The 18,257-nt window shown below is 52.5% G+C and carries 16 protein-coding genes, 1 tRNA gene and 1 pseudogene; 8 read left to right on the top strand and 10 right to left on the bottom strand.

From position 1 onward, the window contains the following. Window positions 1-209 (bottom strand): annotated as a pseudogene (locus tag GF617_RS27285) (hypothetical protein); the annotation flags it as partial. A gap of 644 nt (window positions 210-853) precedes the next feature. On the opposite strand from GF617_RS27285, the gene GF617_RS24595 reads away from it, so the two are divergent. Then, window positions 854-2,473, top strand: a complete 1,620-nt coding sequence (locus GF617_RS24595; protein WP_203452654.1) for an ABC-F family ATP-binding cassette domain-containing protein — start codon at window positions 854-856, stop codon at window positions 2,471-2,473. A gap of 42 nt (window positions 2,474-2,515) precedes the next feature. On the opposite strand, the gene GF617_RS24590 is transcribed toward GF617_RS24595, so the two are convergent. Continuing rightward, a complete protein-coding gene (locus tag GF617_RS24590) occupies window positions 2,516-2,803 on the bottom strand; it encodes an HTH-type transcriptional regulator (RefSeq protein WP_181621767.1) in 288 nt (95 codons plus the stop codon). A 331-nt stretch (window positions 2,804-3,134) separates the two neighbouring features. Between GF617_RS24590 and GF617_RS24585 the strand changes: the two genes are divergently transcribed. Beyond that, window positions 3,135-3,845: a DUF3053 domain-containing protein gene (locus GF617_RS24585; protein WP_181621768.1), complete on the top strand. Its 711-nt coding sequence runs from the start codon at window positions 3,135-3,137 to the stop codon at window positions 3,843-3,845. Between the two features lie 252 nt (window positions 3,846-4,097). Further along, on the top strand, window positions 4,098-4,310 hold the full coding sequence (gene cspA, locus GF617_RS24580; RefSeq protein ID WP_006177792.1) for an RNA chaperone/antiterminator CspA: 213 nt from the start codon (window positions 4,098-4,100) through the stop codon (window positions 4,308-4,310). Window positions 4,311-4,369: 59 nt separating this feature from the next. Here the strand turns inward: cspA and ghrB are convergent, their stop codons facing one another. The 6 genes from ghrB to GF617_RS24550 form a co-directional block, all read right to left on the bottom strand. Further along, the gene (gene ghrB, locus GF617_RS24575) at window positions 4,370-5,344 is read right to left on the bottom strand and encodes a glyoxylate/hydroxypyruvate reductase GhrB (protein WP_181621769.1); all 975 of its coding nucleotides are present in this window, start codon (window positions 5,342-5,344) and stop codon (window positions 4,370-4,372) included. A 26-nt stretch (window positions 5,345-5,370) separates the two neighbouring features. Continuing rightward, complete coding sequence (locus GF617_RS24570) at window positions 5,371-6,651, bottom strand: MFS transporter (RefSeq protein WP_203452653.1); 1,281 nt, start codon at window positions 6,649-6,651, stop codon at window positions 5,371-5,373. A 116-nt stretch (window positions 6,652-6,767) separates the two neighbouring features. Next, window positions 6,768-7,706 (bottom strand): sugar kinase, encoded by a 939-nt coding sequence (locus GF617_RS24565; protein ID WP_181621771.1) that lies wholly within the window; start codon window positions 7,704-7,706, stop codon window positions 6,768-6,770. Between the two features lie 4 nt (window positions 7,707-7,710). Continuing rightward, window positions 7,711-8,460 carry a sugar phosphate isomerase/epimerase gene (locus GF617_RS24560; protein WP_203452652.1) on the bottom strand — a complete coding sequence of 250 codons (750 nt, stop codon included), beginning with the start codon at window positions 8,458-8,460 and terminating at the stop codon, window positions 7,711-7,713. A gap of 102 nt (window positions 8,461-8,562) precedes the next feature. Continuing rightward, on the bottom strand, window positions 8,563-9,579 hold the full coding sequence (locus GF617_RS24555) for a LacI family DNA-binding transcriptional regulator (RefSeq protein ID WP_203452651.1): 1,017 nt from the start codon (window positions 9,577-9,579) through the stop codon (window positions 8,563-8,565). A gap of 130 nt (window positions 9,580-9,709) precedes the next feature. Continuing rightward, entirely contained in the window at window positions 9,710-10,372 is a 663-nt protein-coding gene (locus GF617_RS24550) for an OmpA family lipoprotein (RefSeq protein ID WP_181621774.1), read from the bottom strand. Between the two features lie 165 nt (window positions 10,373-10,537). Between GF617_RS24550 and GF617_RS24545 the strand changes: the two genes are divergently transcribed. After that, window positions 10,538-12,865 (top strand): molybdopterin guanine dinucleotide-containing S/N-oxide reductase, encoded by a 2,328-nt coding sequence (locus GF617_RS24545; RefSeq protein ID WP_181621775.1) that lies wholly within the window; start codon window positions 10,538-10,540, stop codon window positions 12,863-12,865. Here the strand turns inward: GF617_RS24545 and GF617_RS24540 are convergent. Then, on the bottom strand, window positions 12,828-13,274 hold the full coding sequence (locus GF617_RS24540) for an N-acetyltransferase (protein ID WP_181621776.1): 447 nt from the start codon (window positions 13,272-13,274) through the stop codon (window positions 12,828-12,830). The two genes, GF617_RS24545 and GF617_RS24540, sit on opposite strands and share 38 nt — an antisense overlap. After that, window positions 13,252-13,833 carry a DNA-3-methyladenine glycosylase I gene (gene tag, locus GF617_RS24535; protein WP_203452650.1) on the bottom strand — a complete coding sequence of 194 codons (582 nt, stop codon included), beginning with the start codon at window positions 13,831-13,833 and terminating at the stop codon, window positions 13,252-13,254. The genes GF617_RS24540 and tag overlap by 23 nt, the downstream gene beginning before the upstream one ends. 160 nt (window positions 13,834-13,993) lie before the next feature. Here tag and GF617_RS24530 point away from each other — a divergent pair, with 160 nt between their 5' ends. From GF617_RS24530 to GF617_RS24515, 4 genes are all read left to right on the top strand, one after another. Beyond that, window positions 13,994-14,698, top strand: coding sequence for an autotransporter domain-containing protein (locus GF617_RS24530; RefSeq protein WP_181621778.1), 705 nt, complete (start codon window positions 13,994-13,996; stop codon window positions 14,696-14,698). Between the two features lie 237 nt (window positions 14,699-14,935). Continuing rightward, window positions 14,936-16,138, top strand: coding sequence for an MFS transporter (locus GF617_RS24525; protein ID WP_181621779.1), 1,203 nt, complete (start codon window positions 14,936-14,938; stop codon window positions 16,136-16,138). Window positions 16,139-16,399: 261 nt separating this feature from the next. After that, a complete protein-coding gene (gene eptB / locus GF617_RS24520) occupies window positions 16,400-18,091 on the top strand; it encodes a kdo(2)-lipid A phosphoethanolamine 7''-transferase (RefSeq protein ID WP_203452649.1) in 1,692 nt (563 codons plus the stop codon). 91 nt (window positions 18,092-18,182) lie between these two features. Beyond that, a tRNA-Pro gene (locus GF617_RS24515) sits at window positions 18,183-18,256 on the top strand. Window position 18,257 lies beyond the last annotated feature (1 nt).

Raw genomic sequence — 18,257 nt, 5'->3', positions numbered from 1 at the left:
AAACGGAAAGTGACAATAGCCCCCCTTACAGGGGGCATTCTCAAAAGCCACCTTCTAAGAAGGTGGTCTTTTACTTTCATTGGCCGAATCAGCATAGCGCTATCCGGCAGGTTCAGCCGTTCGCTATTACCTTCATCGGTTTTTAGCCAGTGTGGCGTTTTCAGCGTATCAGAAAAATAGCCGATCAGTTCGCATAACAAATCTGCCATTACGATTTCTGACTGTCGCGGCAATGACCCGTTCATCAGCAGTTGCGTAATTTCCTGACAGTAACGCCCCAGTTGATCGGATTCTGGCTCAGAAGAGGGTACTTGGGAGGAGAGTTCCTCCACGGTCAGGCTTGCTTTTAAACCTTCCCCGGCGCATCTTTCGATGCCTCTGCTCAGCCCACTATTGAGATGTAGCGAAGCATGCTGCCCAACCATGTGCCGCCGATAAGATAAGTCAGGATGCTAATCCCGACACCTGATTTTTCAGGTGCGAGAAGAACCTACTGCTCATCAAAACAGGTGGCAACAGATTTACGCTATGTAACTGAAGATATTACCATTTATGGAAAGAGGCTCGCAAAATTACAGCAATGAGAACCCTGCTGTGGATAAACATCTTACAGCGATGTCCTGTTTCTCTCCACAGGGGCGAGAGGACTGTTCAGTGCCCGCATTTTATATGGCGATCCCCTTGCCCAAAAATTAACCTTGAAACGCTCAGCAAACTCCCGTTATTCTTACCCCGTTAAATTTCGCCCTCTGGAGCGCCCCCCAAAAATGAACAAACACGACTGATGAATTTCGATCCTTGCTAAACGCCACCGCGTCGGCAGGGGATGTTTTGATTTCATTCAGGAGTGCTTATGGCTCATTTTGCGCAGTCCCCTTCTTTTATTTTGCATCAGGTCACCTGTCAGTTTGCGACGGGCGATACCCTTTTTGGTCCGCTGAATCTGTCGCTGGAGCACTCCCTGTGCGCGCTGGTTGGCCGTAACGGCAGTGGTAAAACACGTTTATTACGTCTGCTGGCGGGCCTTGAACAACCAACGACCGGTCACATCGAGCGTTTTGGTACGCATGTCTGCGTGGCTCAACAACATGAGATTTCCCCGCAAACGACGCTGGCCGACCTGCTCGGTTATGACGCGGTCTTTGCTGCCCGCAAACGCATCGACAGCGGTGATTATCTTCCCGAGGATCTGGAGTGTCTCGATGGATTCTGGGATCTCCCCGAGCGGCTAAACGACGCATTCATTAACGCCAACCTTCCGCCCTTTGAGCCCGATAAATGCGCGTCAGAGTTGAGTGGTGGCGAGCGCATGCGGGCGCTGCTTTGCGGAGCATTCAGTGCAGATTCCGACTATTTATTGCTGGATGAGCCCACAAATCATCTGGATCGTCACAGCCGGGAGTGGTTCTACAGTCAGCTTACGCAACAGCGTGGTGGAGTCCTGGTCGCTTCACATGACCGTGAGTTACTGGCCCTGGTTCCGCGCATACTTGAACTGAGTGCGTCAGGCCTGCAAAGCTACGGCGGAAATTATGCTGACTATCAACGCCAGCGTGATGCCGGGCAGCAGGCTGCCCGCGCTGCGCTAGAGCATGCTACCACAGAGCGCAAACGTACCCGTGCCCGGATGCAAAAAGAGCACGATGACAGCCAACGGCGTTCAGCCAAAACGCTCCGCACGGTAGACTCACTGAATATTGCTTCGTTTGAACGCATCAAATACAAAATGGCGGCGAAAGAGCGCATCGGTGCATGGCGCAAACAGCATAGCGATCAAAATGATGCGCTAAACGCTGCCGTGAATCAGGCGCGGGAGCGTGTTGAAGAGGATGATCCGGTGATATTTACGCTGCCGGGAAGCCGTATCGCGACGGGTAAGCAGGTGCTGGATCTTGAGGATATGGTATTGCCATATGTGGACATCCCGCCGATAAACTGGCGCATGGCTGGGCCGATGCGTGTCGCGTTGCGCGGGCCAAACGGTTGCGGGAAATCGACGCTGTTAAAAGCGATCCTCGGTGAAGTATTGCCGCGATCGGGAATTTGTCGGTTGTCGGTAAAAACAGCCTATCTTGACCAGCATCTGTCAAAACTGGATCTGTCACTTTCTGTGATGGCACACCTCAACCTGAGCAATACGCCACTGGAAGAAGGCATGATACGGACCCGATTAGCCCAGCTTCAGCTTGGCGCAGAAAAAGTGTCGCTTCCGCTGGCGGAGCTTAGTGGAGGTGAACGCCTGAAGGCTGCCCTGGCCTGCGTGTTGTGGCGAGAGGATGCAGCACAGTTACTGCTGTTGGATGAGCCGACCAATCACCTGGATCTGGCTTCCGTTGAAGCGATTGAAGCGGCACTGGCCGATTTCCCTGGTGCTCTGGTGGTCGTCTCCCATGATGATACTTTTCTGCATGGGCTGACGTTGACGCATAACATGGTGTGGAATGATAAAGGGTGGCGTTGTGAAAACCTCTGAAACACAAACCCCCGCATATGCGGGGGCGATAACACAGGTTTATTAGGCTATCTGCTTGCTGAGTGCAGGGTTGGCCTGTATCAGGCGCATCAGCTTTAACTCGGTTGGCGTGGGTTTTTCACGTTTTGATTCCCATTCCATCACCATGGCTACGCTAACACCCATTGCTCTGGCGAATTCATCTGTCTGAAGTCCTGTCCCTTTGCGCAATCGCTCAAATTCTGTAAAGGGATTGGATTTTTGGGGCAAGGTAATCGTCTGCGGTACATCTTTAAACACAATCTGTTCCAGACTGCTCAGCAGTTCAAACATAGGATCTTTATATTCCATTGAGAACTCCTCTTAAATCACACAGCGGGATCGTGAACATCAGAGAGCCAGTTAAGAATAGTCGGTAAAGGATGGGCAGGAGCCCTGGGTGTGTGATTAATCGTGCTGTTGTCCTGGCTTTACGCGTTTCAGCAGAAGAGGTATCCAGGCTAATTGACTGATTATTCAAAAACAGGGCTCGCAGAGTATTTTTTTGTAAATCGTCAGTACGAAAACGGCAATAGCCGTTTTGCATGAAAAGAGTATCTTGCAGGCCTGACCTGGACTATCCTTGTCAGCGTCGGGCATGCCTGTGCCGGTGTGCGCTTTTTAGGGTGAAAGGAGTAATAAAATGGCGACAGGAAAGTCCTGCTCTCGCTGGTTTGCGCCTATTGCGGCGTTGTTAATGGTAGTTAGCCTGAGTGGGTGTTTCGATAAAGAAGGCGATCAGCGCAAGGCGTTTATCGATTTTCTACAGAATACCGTGATGCGCAGCGGTGAACATCTTCCAACGCTGACTGCGGATCAGAAAAAACAGTTTGGTCCCTTCGTGTCCGATTACGCCATCCTTTATGGTTATTCACAGCAGGTGAATCAGGCGATGGACTCGGGTCTGCGTCCGGTGCTGGACAGCGTCAACGCTATTCGCGTGCCGCAGGATTATATGACTCAGCGTGAGCCGCTGCGTCAGTCTAACGGTGCGCTGGGTGTTTTGAGCCAGCAACTGCAGAATGCAAAGATGCAGGCTGATGCCTCGCGTTCCGCCTTAAAGCAGGGTGATGATCTGAAACCTGTCTTTGACAAGATTTATGAGAAAGTGGTGACGAAACCCGCTGATGCCATGCAACCGTTGATTCCGGCTGCGCAGATTTTCACCCAACAGTTGGTGCAGGTTGGGGACTATATTTCCCAGCAAGGGACTCAGGTGAGCTTTGTCTCTAATGGCATCCAGTTCCCGACGTCGCAGCAGGCGAGCCAGTACAATACGCTGATTGGGCCGCTGGCCTCGCAGCACCAGGCCTTTAGTCAGGCATGGAGTGCGGCGGTGACTGCCACGGAGTAACACGAGCAACGAAAAAAACCCCGCTATAAGCGGGGTTTTTTATTCATATTAAAAATAATACTTGTCTTTCATGTACCACATCGGTATAACTATGTCCGTCGGTTTGTTACACAGACCTAAAGCAGTTTAGTAAAGCAGTCCAGATTGTTATCCATAGATACCCTTCGTAGTGACCCTTCCTTCATCGCTTAAAAATCTGTAACGCAACCATCGTGCCGGAAGGCAAAACAAATTTTTAATAAGGTAATTTCTATGTCTGGTAAAATGACTGGTCTGGTAAAATGGTTCAACGCTGATAAAGGTTTCGGCTTCATCACTCCTGACGATGGCTCTAAAGATGTATTCGTACACTTCTCTGCTATCCAGAACGAAGGCTACAAATCTTTGGACGAAGGTCAGAAAGTTTCTTTCACCATCGAAAGCGGCGCTAAAGGCCCAGCAGCTGGTAACGTTGTAAGCCTGTAAGCTTCCAACTCAGCAGCACAAGAATTTAAAAACCCGCCTTCTGGCGGGTTTTTTCGTTTCTACTGCTGAACCTGCGGGTTAACACAGTTTTTCTCAACTTTTCCGCTGAGAGCGGCAATCAGATTGTCCACTGCAGTTGCGGCCATGTTGTAGCGAGTTTCATGGGTGGCAGAGCCGATGTGAGGCAGGGCAACCACGTTGGGCAGCGTCAGCAGCGGGGAATCAACCGGCAGCGGCTCTTGCTCGAATACATCCAGCCCAGCAGCATGGATCTCCCCGTTTTGCAGTGCTTCAATCAGTGCTTTCTCATCGACCACCGGACCACGGCCCGCATTAATGAAAATGGCCGATTTCTTCATTTTGCCAAATTCAGCCTTGCCAATCAGATGATGGGTTTCTTCCGTCAGCGGCAGGATCAGACAAACGTAGTCAGCTTCCTGCAACAAGGTATCTAAATCACAGTAACGCGCGTTAAAGCGCTCTTCGGCTTCGTTGTGATGACGGCGTGCGTTATACAGAATCGGCATATTGAAACCGAAATGCGCACGTTGTGCGAGAGACAGGCCAATGCGTCCCATGCCGACGATCCCCAGCGTTTTACCGTGGACGTCCACGCCAAACCAGTCCGGGCCGATACCTTTGGTCCATTCACCCGCTTTCACACGTTCGGCCACTTCGACCACGCGACGGGCAGTGCTCAGCACCAGCGCCATCAGTGTGTCCGCCACTGTTTCCGTCAGGGCATAGGGCGTATGCATCAGCAGGATCTTGCGGGCGTTCAGTGCATCGACATCGAAGTTGTCGTACCCCACGGAAATGGTCGAGGTAGCACGAAGCTTCGGCATTTTCTCCAGCAGTGCGATATCTACTTTCTCGCTTGAACCCAGCAAACCTTCAGCGCTGGCAAACGCCGTTGCGTGTTGTGCTACGGTATCCGGGCTCAGGTTCTTCACCTGGGTAACAGTGAAGTGTTCTTCCAGGCGTTTTTGCAGATCTTCAGGCAGTGCTTTATACAAAATGACGGACGGCTTCATGCTAATCTCCGTTGATTTTAAAGGATTCAGGCGTGGCGTGCGCCGATGGGTAGTTGTTGATTATTAGCAGGCTTAACAATCAAAGTAAGCCACACTGACGCGAAAAGCGCTACCCCCATAAATATGTACGAGGCCGAAGGGCTGCCGGTTGCACCATTCAGGTAGCCAACAAACCAGGAGCCGAAGAACGACCCGAGCGCGCCCATGCTGTTGATGAGCGCCATTGCGCCACCTGCCACGTTACGCGGCAGCATTTCCGGAATGATGGCAAAGAACGGGCCATACGGGGCATACATGGCAGCACCGGCAATAACCAGTAGCGTGTAAGAAGCCCAAAAGTGGTTTGTGCCAACAGCCCATGAACCAATGAACGCGCAGGCCGCGATCAGCAGCAGTGGCCAGACAAACAGTTTGCGGTTTTGCAGCTTGTCCGATGCCCAGGACGCGACAATCATCGCGATGGTTGCTGCCAGATAAGGGACGGATGAGAGCCAGCCCACTTCCACCATGCCAAGGTTTTCACCACCACTCCGGATAATTGACGGCAGCCACAGAACGAAACCGTACACCCCAATACTCCAGGTGAAATATTGCATGCACAGCAGAATAACGTTGCGGGAACGGAATGCCTCTCCGTAGTTGCGCACCGCTTTCAGGCCCTGCTGTTCTTTATCCAGTTGCGCTTGCAGCGTAGCTTTTTCCTCTTCGGAAAGCCACGTCGCCTGGGTTGGTTTATCTTTCACCAGCACCCACCAGCAAAATGCCCAGATAACAGCCGGAACACCTTCGATGATAAACATCTCGCGCCAGCCGAAAGATTGAATCAGGTAGCCGGACACCACCGACATCCACAGGACCGTAACCGGGTTCCCGAGGATCAGGAAGGTGTTAGCGCGAGAACGTTCGGATTTGGTAAACCAGTTGCTAATGTAGATAAGCATCGCGGGCATCACGGCCGCCTCGACGACGCCGAGGATAAAGCGAATGGCAGCAAGCGCCGGGATGTTATGCACCACCCCCGTCAATGAGGCACAACCTCCCCAAAGAATCAAACAGACGAAAATGAGTTTTCGCACGCTGCGGCGCTCTGCATAGATAGCGCCAGGGATCTGGAAGAAGAAGTAGCCTAGGAAGAAAAGGGCGCCTAACAGTGATGAGACGCCTTTGGTGATCCCCAGGTCTTCGGTGATCCCTGCGGCGGATGCGAAACTGAAGTTTGCACGATCAAGGTACGCCAGGCTGTACGTGATAAACACGATCGGCATGATGTACCACCAGCGTTTGACTGCATTGGTCGAACTGTTCATAGGCTTGCCTCTGTTGTTGAGGTTTGTACCGCCGTTGTATGTAGGGTACACGGTGGTTTCATTGTGTGGTGTGGGTTTTCCCCTCACCCAGGCTCTCTCCCTATAGGAGAGGATATTTATGCGTCGAGCTGCGCGCGCGTAGGTAATCCTTCGCTGTCGCCCTGCACCTGAATCGCCAGCGACCCAATCTTGTTGCCCCGCGTGACGGCCTGATGCAGCGTTTGACCTTCCAGCAGGCTGCTGATCACGCCCACGGCGAAACCATCCCCTGCGCCGACGGTATCGACTACGTTTTCAACTTTTATCGCCGCAACAGCACCTTGTTCACCATTGGTCGTTTTAAACCATGCGCCATCGGCCCCGGTTTTCAGGACCACGGTTTTTACACCCTGATTCAGGTAAAAATCTGCAATCGCGTCGGGCGTATTTTTCCCTGTAAGGATCATCCCTTCTTTGAGGCCTGGCAGTACCCAGTCGGCCTGGAAAGCCAGATGATTCAACTTCTCGATCATCTCCGTTTCGCTTTTCCACAGCACCGGACGCAGGTTTGGATCGAAAGAGATGGTTTTACCTTGTGCCTTCATGCTTGCCGCCGCGTGATCGAGCAATTCATATGAGCTGGCAGAGAGTGCCGCAGCGACACCGCTCAGGTGAAGGTGTCGTGCGCCCGCAAAATGGTCAGCATGATAATCTGCGATGGACAGGTGGCTTGCTGCTGATCCTTTACGGAAATATTCAACGATGGGATCGGTTCCATTTTCAACTTTAGATTTAAGCTGAAAACCGGTTGCGAAGCGTTCGTCTTGTGTGACGCCTGCAGGATCAATTCCTTCCTTATTCAGTGTGTCCAGAACGAACTGGCCGAAACTGTCTGTGCCCACGCGGCTCACCCAGCTTACTTTCAGGCCCAGGCGTGCCAGACCGGTCGCAACGTTCAACTCTGCACCTGCCACGCGTTTGATAAAGTGGTTTACGGCGCTCAGCTCCCCTGTTTCTGTAGCAACAAACATGGCCATGGCTTCGCCGATGGTGATAACGTCCAGCGTCTTTTGCATCGTCTTATTCCTCACGCAGCAGGTTAACGTAATGGCGTGTGATGGCGGTTAAATCCGGGCCTTCCAGCGGAAACTCAATTCCGCGCGGCGCATCGACAGGTAACTGGTTGAGCAGATCCAGCCAGCGGGCATCAGCATGATCGGGCGCGATGGCGCGGAAATGCTGGTTATGCGGGACTGCGGCCTTGACATGGATATAGCTCACCGCGGGGGCGAGGTGGCGTGCGGCTTCTTCCGGCGAATCGCCCGCCCACAGCCAGTTTCCCATATCGAAAGTGAGTGTAATGGGCAGTTCCATAACCCGACAGGCGGCTTTGAAGCGTTGCATGGGAGCGAGTTGACCGCAGTCGGTTTGATCATTTTCGACAACTAACGCCATGCCGCTTTCGCGAAGCTGTGCGCGGAGTTCCTCCAGCGAGTGCTTATCCTGGAAATACCCCAGAGAAACTTTCAGCCACAGGGCATTTAGCGTGCTGGCTTCGGCAAGGTAGCGCGACAGGTCCGGGTTGAGTGAGCCGTCAGGCATAAACAGGGCGGCAGGGGCGGAGTAGCAGACCAGTAATCCCAGCCGCTCAATGGATTCGCTCAATGCAGGCAAAGCCTGCAACTCCTGAGGACTGAATAATTCACGGCGGATCTCTACCCCGTCGGCCCCTGCGGCGGCAATCACCGGCAGGATCGCCCGTTGACCGCCAGCTTGTCGCACCTGATCCGCGCCATACGCGGCGGTAACTACCATAATTTTCCTGCTCATTGGCTGACTCCATCGCAATATCAATATGTATTACGCTAGATGGAACCGGTTCCAAAGAAAAGGTCAGGATGTTGAATTTATGATCGGCATCACGAAGGGGAGTTAACGGGCCGTAGAGCCGCGGACAATCAGTTCACCGGAGAAGACTTGCTCGCGTACAATATCGCTGGCGCCTTCAATGCGGCGAACGACCTGTTCGACCGCAGCAAAACCAATTTGCCAGGTCGGTTGTTTGAGGGTCGTAATCCCCACGCCCGCAAGTTCTGCCCACTCAAGTTCATCAAACCCGAGCAGGCCGATATCACTTCCCCAGTGCAGGCCAATCCGCTTGAGTGAACGAGCAACCTGAAGAGTGAGTGCTCCGTTGGCGGAGATAACGGCTTTGCGCATGCCGCGATGGCGGGTGTGGAACTGGCGGAGGATATTGTCGATCTGTTCAGATTCATGCAGTGGTGTTTCGGCATTTTCCGCGATCACGCCAGGATAGCGTGCCAGCGTAGCACGGAAGGCACTCAGGCGATCCCGGCGGGTGTTCACCGTGCCCAGCGGCTCACTCAGGAACAAAATGGCCTCGAAGCCTTGTTCAATAAGGTGTTCTGTCGCTGTGGTTGCTGCTTGCGTGTTATCCAGCCCGACCACATCACAGGCAAATTCCGGAATTTTACGATCGATAAGTACCATCGGCAGAGAGGATTGTTGCAGGCGATTTAGCCCTTCCTCGCGCATGCCAACGGCATTGACGACAATACCTTCCACCTGATAACTGCGTAGTAAATCAAGATAATGCAGTTCCTGGTCAACTTCGTTATTGGTGTTACAGACCAGCGGAGTGAACCCTTTTTCACGACAGGCCGCTTCAATGCCGCTCAGCACGTTAACGGAATAGGGGTTGGTGATGTCGGCAATAATCAGGCCGATAAGTCGGGTCCGGCCATGTTTCAGGCCACGAGCCATAAGGCTTGGGTGATAATCCAGTTCGGCGATAGCTTGTTCAATACGTGCCAGCAGCGCGTCGGACAGCAGGTGTTTCTCGCCATTAAGATAGCGTGAAATACTGGTCTTACCCGTTTTAGCGGCTTTTGCCACATCGCTGATGGTGGCCCGTGTTGATTTGCTCATCGCTGATTTCCCTGACTTTAGTGAGAACACCTTAGCGTGAAAATCAACGATGGCAAGCGGTTCATACTGGAGTGTGAGGCCTGATGTCCTTACTCCAACCCTCTCCCTGAGGAGAGGGGGAATACGAAATCTACTGGATCGGGCTCAGCGTGATCTCTACACGGCGGTTCTGTGCTTTACCTTCAGCCGTGCTGTTGCTGGCAATCGGGTTTGCCGGGCCCATACCGCTGGTACGGATACGGTTAGCGTCAACGCCCTGGGTAATCAGCGAACTGGCGACCGAGTCGGCACGTTGCTGTGACAGGCGTTTGTTCAGATCCTGGCTGCCAGTGCTGTCGGTGTATCCGATCACGTTCACGGCAGTCTTATTGTACTCTTTCAGAACCATTGCCACGCCCGTGAGGGTATTTGCTCCGGCAGGTTTCAGCGTCGCGCTGTTGCTGTCGAAGGTCACGTTATTTGGCATGTTCAGGATGATGTTATCGCCGCTACGCGTCACGCTCACGCCTGTCCCCTGCATTTTGTCGCGCAGTTTCGCTTCCTGCACATCCATGTAATAACCCACGCCCCCGCCCAGTGCAGCGCCTGCTGCTGCGCCGATCAGAGCGCCTTTGCCGCGATCTTTCTTGGAGGAGGAGAGTGCGCCAACACCTGCGCCAACCAGCGAGCCAAGGCCTGCGCCGATGCCCGCTTTGCCCGCTTCACGTTCACCGGTGTAAGGGTTTGTTGTGCAGCCTGATAAAGCTAAAGTCCCGCTCACCAGAGCGGCAATGACGAGTACGCGTTTTTTCATCTTCTTTCCTTAATCCTTTTTATTCTTTGCCATGACGAGGCTGGCGGTTGATTATGACGTCCAGATATGTCGAAAATTCCGGGGATAACTCCGAAATTTGTGTCAAACCATAAACAGCCTCATCTAAGAAGGCCGTAAACCTGCACGCAACCAGGAGCGCACGCTTTGACCACCTCAACAAAAACTATTCTGACCGCCGCCCACTGGGGACCGATGCTGGTCGAAACCGATGGCGAGAACGTGTTGTCATCCCGTGGGGCATTACCCACTCAACACCCTAACTCCTTACAAACCGTGGTTCGCGATCAGGTACACAGTAAAACCCGCGTCCGCTGGCCGATGGTGCGTAAAGGCTTCCTGGCATCACCGGATCAACCGCAGGGAGTGCGTGGTCAGGATAAGTTTGTCCGCGTGAGCTGGGATGACGCGCTTGCGCTGATTCATGCGCAGCATAAACGGATCCGCGACAGCTACGGCCCGTCGTCGATTTTTGCAGGTTCCTACGGCTGGCGCTCAAACGGGGTATTACATAAAGCGGCAACGCTACTGCAACGCTATATGAGCCTGGCGGGAGGATACACCGGGCATCTGGGGGATTACTCGACCGGTGCGGCGCAGGCCATCATGCCCTATGTCGTCGGAGGCAATGAAGTTTATCAACAGCAAACCAGCTGGCCGTTGGTACTGGAACATACGGATGTGATCGTGCTGTGGAGCGCTAACCCGCTCAATACGCTCAAGATTGCGTGGAATGCCACCGATGAACAGGGTATTCCGTATTTTGATGCGTTGCGTAAAAGCGGTAAACGCGTGATTTGCATTGACCCAATGCGTTCCGAGACGATGGATTTCCTGGGCGACAGTGCCGAATGGATTGCGCCGCATATGGGGACTGACGTGGCGATGATGCTGGGTATCGCTCATACGCTGGTCGAAAATGGCTGGCAGGATGAGGCATTTCTTGCTCGCTGCACCACGGGCTATGACAAATTTGCGGACTATCTGACGGGGAAAACCGATGGCACGGCGAAAACCGCAGAGTGGGCTGCGGAAATTTGTGGCGTAAATGCAGACAAAATTCGCGAACTTGCCAAATTATTCCATACCAACACCACGATGTTGATGTCGGGGTGGGGGATGCAGCGTCAGCAGTTCGGTGAGCAAAAACACTGGATGCTGGTGACACTGGCCGCCATGCTCGGGCAGATTGGCACACCGGGTGGCGGTTTTGGCCTCTCCTATCACTTTGCAAATGGCGGAAACCCAACGCGTAAAGCCGCGGTGCTGGCGTCAATGCAAGGATCCGTACAGGATGGCATTGATGCTGTGGATAAAATTCCGGTGGCGCGCATCGTGGAGGCGCTGGAAAATCCTGGTGGTTTTTATCAACACAATGGCATGGATCGTCATTTCCCGGATATCCGTTTTGTCTGGTGGGCGGGTGGCGCAAACTTTACCCATCATCAGGATACAAACCGTTTGATTCGCGCGTGGCAGAAGCCAGAGCTGGTTGTGATTTCGGAGTGCTTCTGGACGGCCGCAGCCAAGCACGCGGACATTGTGTTACCTGCGACGACATCATTTGAACGTAACGACCTGACCATGACCGGGGACTACAGCAACCAGCATATGGTTCCGATGAAGCGTGTGGTGGCCCCACGTGATGAAGCGCGTGATGACCTGGAGGTGTTTGCCGAACTCAGCGAACGCTGGGAGCCGGGAGGACGAGCGCGTTTCACTGAAGGGAAGTCCGATCTCGAATGGCTGGAAACGTTCTACCAGATTGCCGGGCAGCGTGGGGAAGCGCAGGGCGTCACCTTGCCACCGTTTGCTGAATTCTGGGAGGCGAATGCGATCTTCGAGATGCCGGAAAGCGAGCAAAATGCCCAGTTTGTTCGTTTTGCTGATTTCCGCCGTGACCCGCAGAATCATCCGCTGAAGACCGAAAGCGGGAAAATTGAGATCTACAGCCAGCGTATTGCCAGCTTCAGTTATGCCGACTGTCCACCACACCCGATGTGGCTGGAGCCAGATGAATGGCACGGGAATGCGCAGCCGCAGCAACTTCAGATTTTGTCGGCGCATCCGGCGCACCGTCTGCACAGCCAGCTTAACTACACGTCACTGCGTGAACAGTATGCGGTCGCTGGGCGCGAGCCTATTACGCTCCATAAAGACGACGCGAAAGCGCGTGGCATTGTTGATGGTGATGTGGTGCGCGTCTGGAACCAGCGTGGACAGGTGTTGGCAGGCGCGGTTGTCAGCGACGGGATTAAACCCGGTGTGATTTGCATCCATCAGGGAGCCTGGCCAGACCTGGAACGGAGTGAAGGTGGCATTTGTAAAAATGGGGCCGTCAACGTGCTAACCAAAGATCTCCCCAGCTCTAAGCTGGGGAATGGTTGTTCAGGGAACACGGCACTGGCCTGGGTAGAGAAATATCAGGGACCCGAACTTACGTTAACGGCGTTTGATCCACCTGCCAGCTCATGATCCATGTCGGGTGTTGGGTATCATCCTGCCAGGCGCTGTCTTCAATACGAAAGCCCTGCGCATGGTAGAAATTCACCGCCCGGACATTCTTCTGGTACACCTCAAGGCTTAAATAGGGATAGCGCTGTTGAACATAATTCAGCAGCGCATGCCCAATCCCTTTTCCGATAAAGGCCGGTGCGACAAACAGTGCTCCGACAAACTGTGATTGCATCACGCTGATGAACCCGCGTGGGCATCCGTCCTGTTCCCAGATCCAGGTCTCCGCTGAAGGGAGGTAGACATCACGTACGATGCTTTCACTCTCTTTCCAGTAGTTTGCATCGATAAAGGGATGTGCTTCGGTTGTGCTCTCAAGCCATAAGCTCAAAAGTGGGGCAAGGTCATCACTTTGCCATTTGCGGATCATCGTGGCCCCCTGGATGACAGAAACAGCCGGTGATATGGTCGTTGACCAGACCGCAAGCCTGCATAAAGGAATAGCAGATGGTTGTGCCCACAAATTTAAAGCCACGCTTCTTCAGCGCCTTAGATAAAGCATCTGAAGCGGGTGTGGACGTGGGGATCTCTGCAAGCGTTGCGGCCTGCGTGATCTTTGGGTTGTGATCCACAAATGACCAGACAAAATCTGAAAAGGATTCGCCGTTTTGCTCCATGGTCAGGTACGCACGCGCATTACCGATGATGGCCTGAATTTTACCGCGATGGCGGATAATGCTGGCATCCAGAACCAGTCTTTCAACATCCTGTTCGGTCATGATGGCAATCTTGACAGGATCAAAGTGATGGAAGGCAGCACGGTAATTTTCCCGCTTTTTCAGAACCGTAATCCATGACAGGCCTGCCTGTTGGCCTTCAAGACAGATCATCTCGAAGAGTTTCTTTCCGTCGGTTTCCGGCACGCCCCATTCCTGATCGTGATAATCGATATAGAGCTGATCCTGGCTTACCCAGCCGCAACGTTGCATAGGTTATCTCCCTTATTGATACTGAAATCGCAAAAATTTCAATCTGCCCGGCTTGACGTGTCTGCTAAAGAGACAATAGTTAATACAGGGCTATGCCCTCACATCTCTTCCTAAACAATGACAAATATCGCCGAATTCGGCTCTTTCTGGAGTCGCTTTGATGATGATAAAAAAAATCAGTGGCCGCCATGCTGTTTCTGGCCTGGTGGGTGTATCAGTCTGCTTGCTTTTTTGTAACACAGCTTATGCCTGGCAACAGGAATATATCGTTTCAGATACACAAAGTAATACGGCTGAACGCTATACATGGGATGCCGATCACCAACCGCGTTATGACGATATTCTCGCGGAGCGTATTCAGACGTCGCAAAATGCAGTGGGCCTTACTCTCAATTTGCCATCTGACGCGGTGGTAGACGTGCCTACGTCAATGAGTGTGGGATTGAATTTTCCGATTGCCGACCATTTTACCACCGGGCCGGTTATGGCCTGGCGTTATGACGGTTCAGCGCCGACGATGTATAACGAGTTTGGCGATAACCCGACGACGCAATCTCTCACCGATCCGCTCTGGCATGCAAGCGTCAGCACGCTCGGCTGGCGTGTCGACACGCAATATGGCGATCTTCGTCCCTGGGCGCAGGTAAGCTATAACCAGCAGTTTGGTGAAAATCAGTGGAAGTCTCAGTTTGGAATGGCACAGTCTCCAGCACCTATGCAGTATGGCAACTGGGTTGATGTCACCGTTGGGGCCGATGTGTTGTTAAACCCGCATATGGCGGCGTATGCATCGTTGTCTCAGGCTGATAACACGACAACGGGCGCAGACTTTCTTTACACACTTGGTGTGAGCGCCAGATTCTAGTGTGTTACGTTTTTAAACGTTATGATAACATCTTCAGTACAATGACAGTCGGGGCTGCAGCGATAGTATGCACTAACACATGCTGGCACAGTTTCCCGACCAGGTCATTCATTCCCGATTCCAGGCATTTCATTCCGCTCCTCCTGCATTTCATGCCGTTTTCCCCCAGGTAATTGACGGTTTTGTTTATCGTTGTCTGCAGCGAATTCCCTTATTTTTTCTTGCAGGACAACTGCCATGAACACATCAACTTATAACCGCACACGCTGGCTGACTCTATTTGGAACTATCGTGACGCAGTTTGCGTTGGGATCGGTCTATACATGGAGTCTGTTTAATAGCGCGCTTTCCGATAAGCTCGGCGCACCGGTCAGCCAGGTCGCATTCTCCTTCGGTCTACTGAGCCTTGGCCTTGCTCTTTCCTCTTCTGTCGCGGGTAAATTACAAGAACGTTTTGGTGTTAAGCGCGTCACCATGGCATCCGGCATTCTGTTGGGGGTTGGGTTCTTCCTCACGGCTCACTCTCATAATTTAATGATGCTCTGGCTAAGCGCCGGGGTGTTGGTTGGTCTGGCAGACGGTGCAGGGTATTTGCTGACGCTGTCTAACTGCGTGAAATGGTTTCCTGAACGTAAAGGGCTGATCTCGGCCTTCGCGATTGGCTCCTATGGACTGGGCAGTCTGGGTTTCAAATTTATCGACTCACATCTGCTGGCCTCCGTTGGCCTGGAGAAAACTTTCATGATCTGGGGTGTGATCGTGTTGGTGATGATCCTGTTTGGTGCAACGTTGATGAAAGATGCGCCTCAGCAGGAAGTCAAATCCGTGAATGGTGTGATGGAAAATGATTTCACGCTGGCGCAATCCATGCGTAAACCGCAGTACTGGATGCTGGCGGTCATGTTCCTGACGGCCTGCATGAGCGGTTTATATGTGATTGGTGTGGCGAAAGATATTGCGCAGGGAATGGTTAAACTGGATGCGCTCACTGCCGCCAATGCGGTCACGGTCATCTCTATTGCTAACCTGTCTGGCCGTCTGGTGCTGGGGATCCTGTCAGATAAAATGTCCCGTATTCGTGTGATTACGATTGGGCAGGTGGTATCGCTGGTGGGTATGGCGGCACTGCTCTTTGCACCGCTGAACGAAGCCACGTTCTTTGCCGCGATTGCCTGTGTCGCTTTTAACTTTGGGGGAACCATAACCGTCTTCCCATCGCTGGTGAGTGAATTCTTCGGCTTGAATAACCTCGCGAAAAACTACGGTGTGATTTACTTAGGCTTTGGTATTGGCAGTATCTGCGGTTCGCTTATTGCGTCCCTGTTCGGTGGGTTCTATGTGACCTTCTGTGTGATTTTTGCCTTGCTGATTCTTTCCCTGGCATTGTCGACAACGATTCGCCAGCCGCAGCGCGAAGTGTTTAACGAAGCGCACGCCTAATTTATCCTTTTAAAAAGGCCGGATTTCCGGCCTTTTTTGTCTCTGAAATCCAATGGTTTTTTATTGTTGTTCAGTCCGGCATTCATTTTTTGTAAATATCTGTACCGATCACACTCTCTGCTGCCACTTTTTTCTTCCGCTGTGGTCTACTGACCACGCTTGTAGACGTTTCCGATAACGATTCCCTGAGCGATTATTTAATCTGTTCACTTTTGATACATCAGTGAACGGCGTTACTGTCCCTTTTTCCGGGTTGCTTGCATGAAATACATTAAATCGATGGCACAACAAAAGCTGAGTTTTTTGCTGGCGTTGTACATCGGACTGTTTATGAATGGCGCGGTGTTCTTCCGTCGGTTTGACGGTTACGCGCAAGATTTTACCGCCTGGAAAGGAATTGCCGCGGTTGTTGAATTGGTTGCTGCTGTGCTGGCTACATTCTGTTTGCTTCGTGTGCTCTCACTCTTTGGTCGCCGTGTGTGGCGGGTACTCGCTTCGTTTGTTGTGTTGTGTTCGGCAGGCGCCAGCTATTACATGACCTTTATGAACGTGGTGATTGGCTATGGCATCATCGCCTCGGTCATGACCACGGATATCGACCTGTCGAAAGAGGTGGTGGGCCTGCACTTTGTGCTCTGGCTGCTTGCTGTGAGTGCTTTACCGCTGTTACTCATCTGGAGTAACCGCTGCCGGTACACGCTGATTCACCAGATCCGCACGCCGGGACAACGTATCCGAAGTGTTGCATTGGTGCTGCTGGCCGGGTTGATGGTCTGGGGACCGATTCGCCTTCTGGAAGTGAAGCAGAAGTACGATGAGCGTACCTCAGGTGTGGATCTGCCAAGCTATGGCGGCGTTGTCGCCAACTCTTATCTACCTTCTAACTGGATTTCTGCACTGGGGCTTTATGCCTGGGCGCAGGTGGATGAGTCTTCTGATAACAAATCGCTGATGAATCCGGCGAAGAAGTTTACCTACGTGGCTCCAAAAGATATCGACGATACCTATGTCGTCTTTATTATCGGGGAAACGACACGCTGGGATCATATGGGTATTCTGGGTTATGGTCGTGATACCACGCCAAAACTGGTTCAGGAGAAAAACCTGGTCGCCTTCCGGGGGTACTCTTGCGACACTGCCACCAAACTCTCCTTGCGTTGCATGTTTGTGCGACAGGGCGGGGCGAGTGATAACCCACAGCGTACACTAAAAGAGCAGAATGTGTTCTCGGTTCTGCGCCAGCTTGGGTTTACCTCTGATCTCTACGCCATGCAGAGCGAGATGTGGTTCTACAGCAATACCATGGCGCAAAACATTGCGTACCGTGAGCAAATTGGAGCTGAACCCCGTAACCGTGGCAAGAGCGTGGACGACATGCTGCTGATCGATGAAATGAAGATCTCCCTGAACGGGAATCCGGATGGCAAGCACATGATCATCCTGCATACCAAAGGGTCGCACTTCAACTACACCCAACGTTATCCGCGCAGTTTCGCGAAATGGACGCCGGAGTGCGTAGGTGTGGACAAAGATTGTACGAAGGAACAGCTGATCAACTCGTTCGATAACTCGGTTACCTATGTTGATCACTTTATTGATACGGTGATTGATCAGGTGCGCGATAAGAAAGCGATTGTTTTCTATGCGGCTGACCACGGCGAGTCCATCAATGAATATGAACATCTGCACGGTACGCCGCGTAAGATGGCTCCGCCGGAACAGTTCCGTGTGCCAATGATGGTCTGGATGTCGGATAAATATCTGGAAGACCCGGCGAAAGCGAAGATGTTTGCGCACCTGAAAAAAGAGGCGGATATGAAAGTTCCGCGTCGTCATGTGGAGCTGTACGACACCATCATGGGTTGCCTGGGTTATACCTCACCAAACGGTGGGATTAACGAAAATAACAACTGGTGCAATATCCCTGATAATACTGCAGAAGCCGCTAAATAACCGGTCTGGCGAGTTTATCGCCAATCAGATGGCTTTTTTATGATAAGGGATTGACGAGGGCGCACCTCAGCAGTAAGATGCGCTCCGCATTCGGCGAGTAGCGCAGCTTGGTAGCGCAACTGGTTTGGGACCAGTGGGTCGGAGGTTCGAATCCTCTCTCGCCGAC

It is taken from the genome of Lelliottia sp. RWM.1 (genome assembly GCF_016859735.1).
Classification (GTDB): Bacteria; Pseudomonadota; Gammaproteobacteria; order Enterobacterales; family Enterobacteriaceae; genus Enterobacter.
Note: the sequence above shows the minus strand (reverse complement) of the source record. Positions and strands in the feature narration are given on the sequence as shown.

What these genes read in the sequence shown, in the direction of transcription:
- GF617_RS24595 (WP_203452654.1), top strand. Translation starts at nt 854, where the DNA reads ATGGCTCATTTTGCGCAGTCCCCTTCTTTTATTTTGCATCAGGTCACC.
- GF617_RS24590 (WP_181621767.1), bottom strand. Translation starts at nt 2,803, where the DNA reads ATGGAATATAAAGATCCTATGTTTGAACTGCTGAGCAGTCTGGAACAG.
- GF617_RS24585 (WP_181621768.1), top strand. Translation starts at nt 3,135, where the DNA reads ATGGCGACAGGAAAGTCCTGCTCTCGCTGGTTTGCGCCTATTGCGGCG.
- cspA (WP_006177792.1), top strand. Translation starts at nt 4,098, where the DNA reads ATGTCTGGTAAAATGACTGGTCTGGTAAAATGGTTCAACGCTGATAAA.
- ghrB (WP_181621769.1), bottom strand. Translation starts at nt 5,344, where the DNA reads ATGAAGCCGTCCGTCATTTTGTATAAAGCACTGCCTGAAGATCTGCAA.
- GF617_RS24570 (WP_203452653.1), bottom strand. Translation starts at nt 6,651, where the DNA reads ATGAACAGTTCGACCAATGCAGTCAAACGCTGGTGGTACATCATGCCG.
- GF617_RS24565 (WP_181621771.1), bottom strand. Translation starts at nt 7,706, where the DNA reads ATGCAAAAGACGCTGGACGTTATCACCATCGGCGAAGCCATGGCCATG.
- GF617_RS24560 (WP_203452652.1), bottom strand. Translation starts at nt 8,460, where the DNA reads ATGAGCAGGAAAATTATGGTAGTTACCGCCGCGTATGGCGCGGATCAG.
- GF617_RS24555 (WP_203452651.1), bottom strand. Translation starts at nt 9,579, where the DNA reads ATGAGCAAATCAACACGGGCCACCATCAGCGATGTGGCAAAAGCCGCT.
- GF617_RS24550 (WP_181621774.1), bottom strand. Translation starts at nt 10,372, where the DNA reads ATGAAAAAACGCGTACTCGTCATTGCCGCTCTGGTGAGCGGGACTTTA.
- GF617_RS24540 (WP_181621776.1), bottom strand. Translation starts at nt 13,274, where the DNA reads ATGATCCGCAAATGGCAAAGTGATGACCTTGCCCCACTTTTGAGCTTA.
- tag (WP_203452650.1), bottom strand. Translation starts at nt 13,833, where the DNA reads ATGCAACGTTGCGGCTGGGTAAGCCAGGATCAGCTCTATATCGATTAT.
- GF617_RS24530 (WP_181621778.1), top strand. Translation starts at nt 13,994, where the DNA reads ATGATGATAAAAAAAATCAGTGGCCGCCATGCTGTTTCTGGCCTGGTG.
- GF617_RS24525 (WP_181621779.1), top strand. Translation starts at nt 14,936, where the DNA reads ATGAACACATCAACTTATAACCGCACACGCTGGCTGACTCTATTTGGA.
- eptB (WP_203452649.1), top strand. Translation starts at nt 16,400, where the DNA reads ATGAAATACATTAAATCGATGGCACAACAAAAGCTGAGTTTTTTGCTG.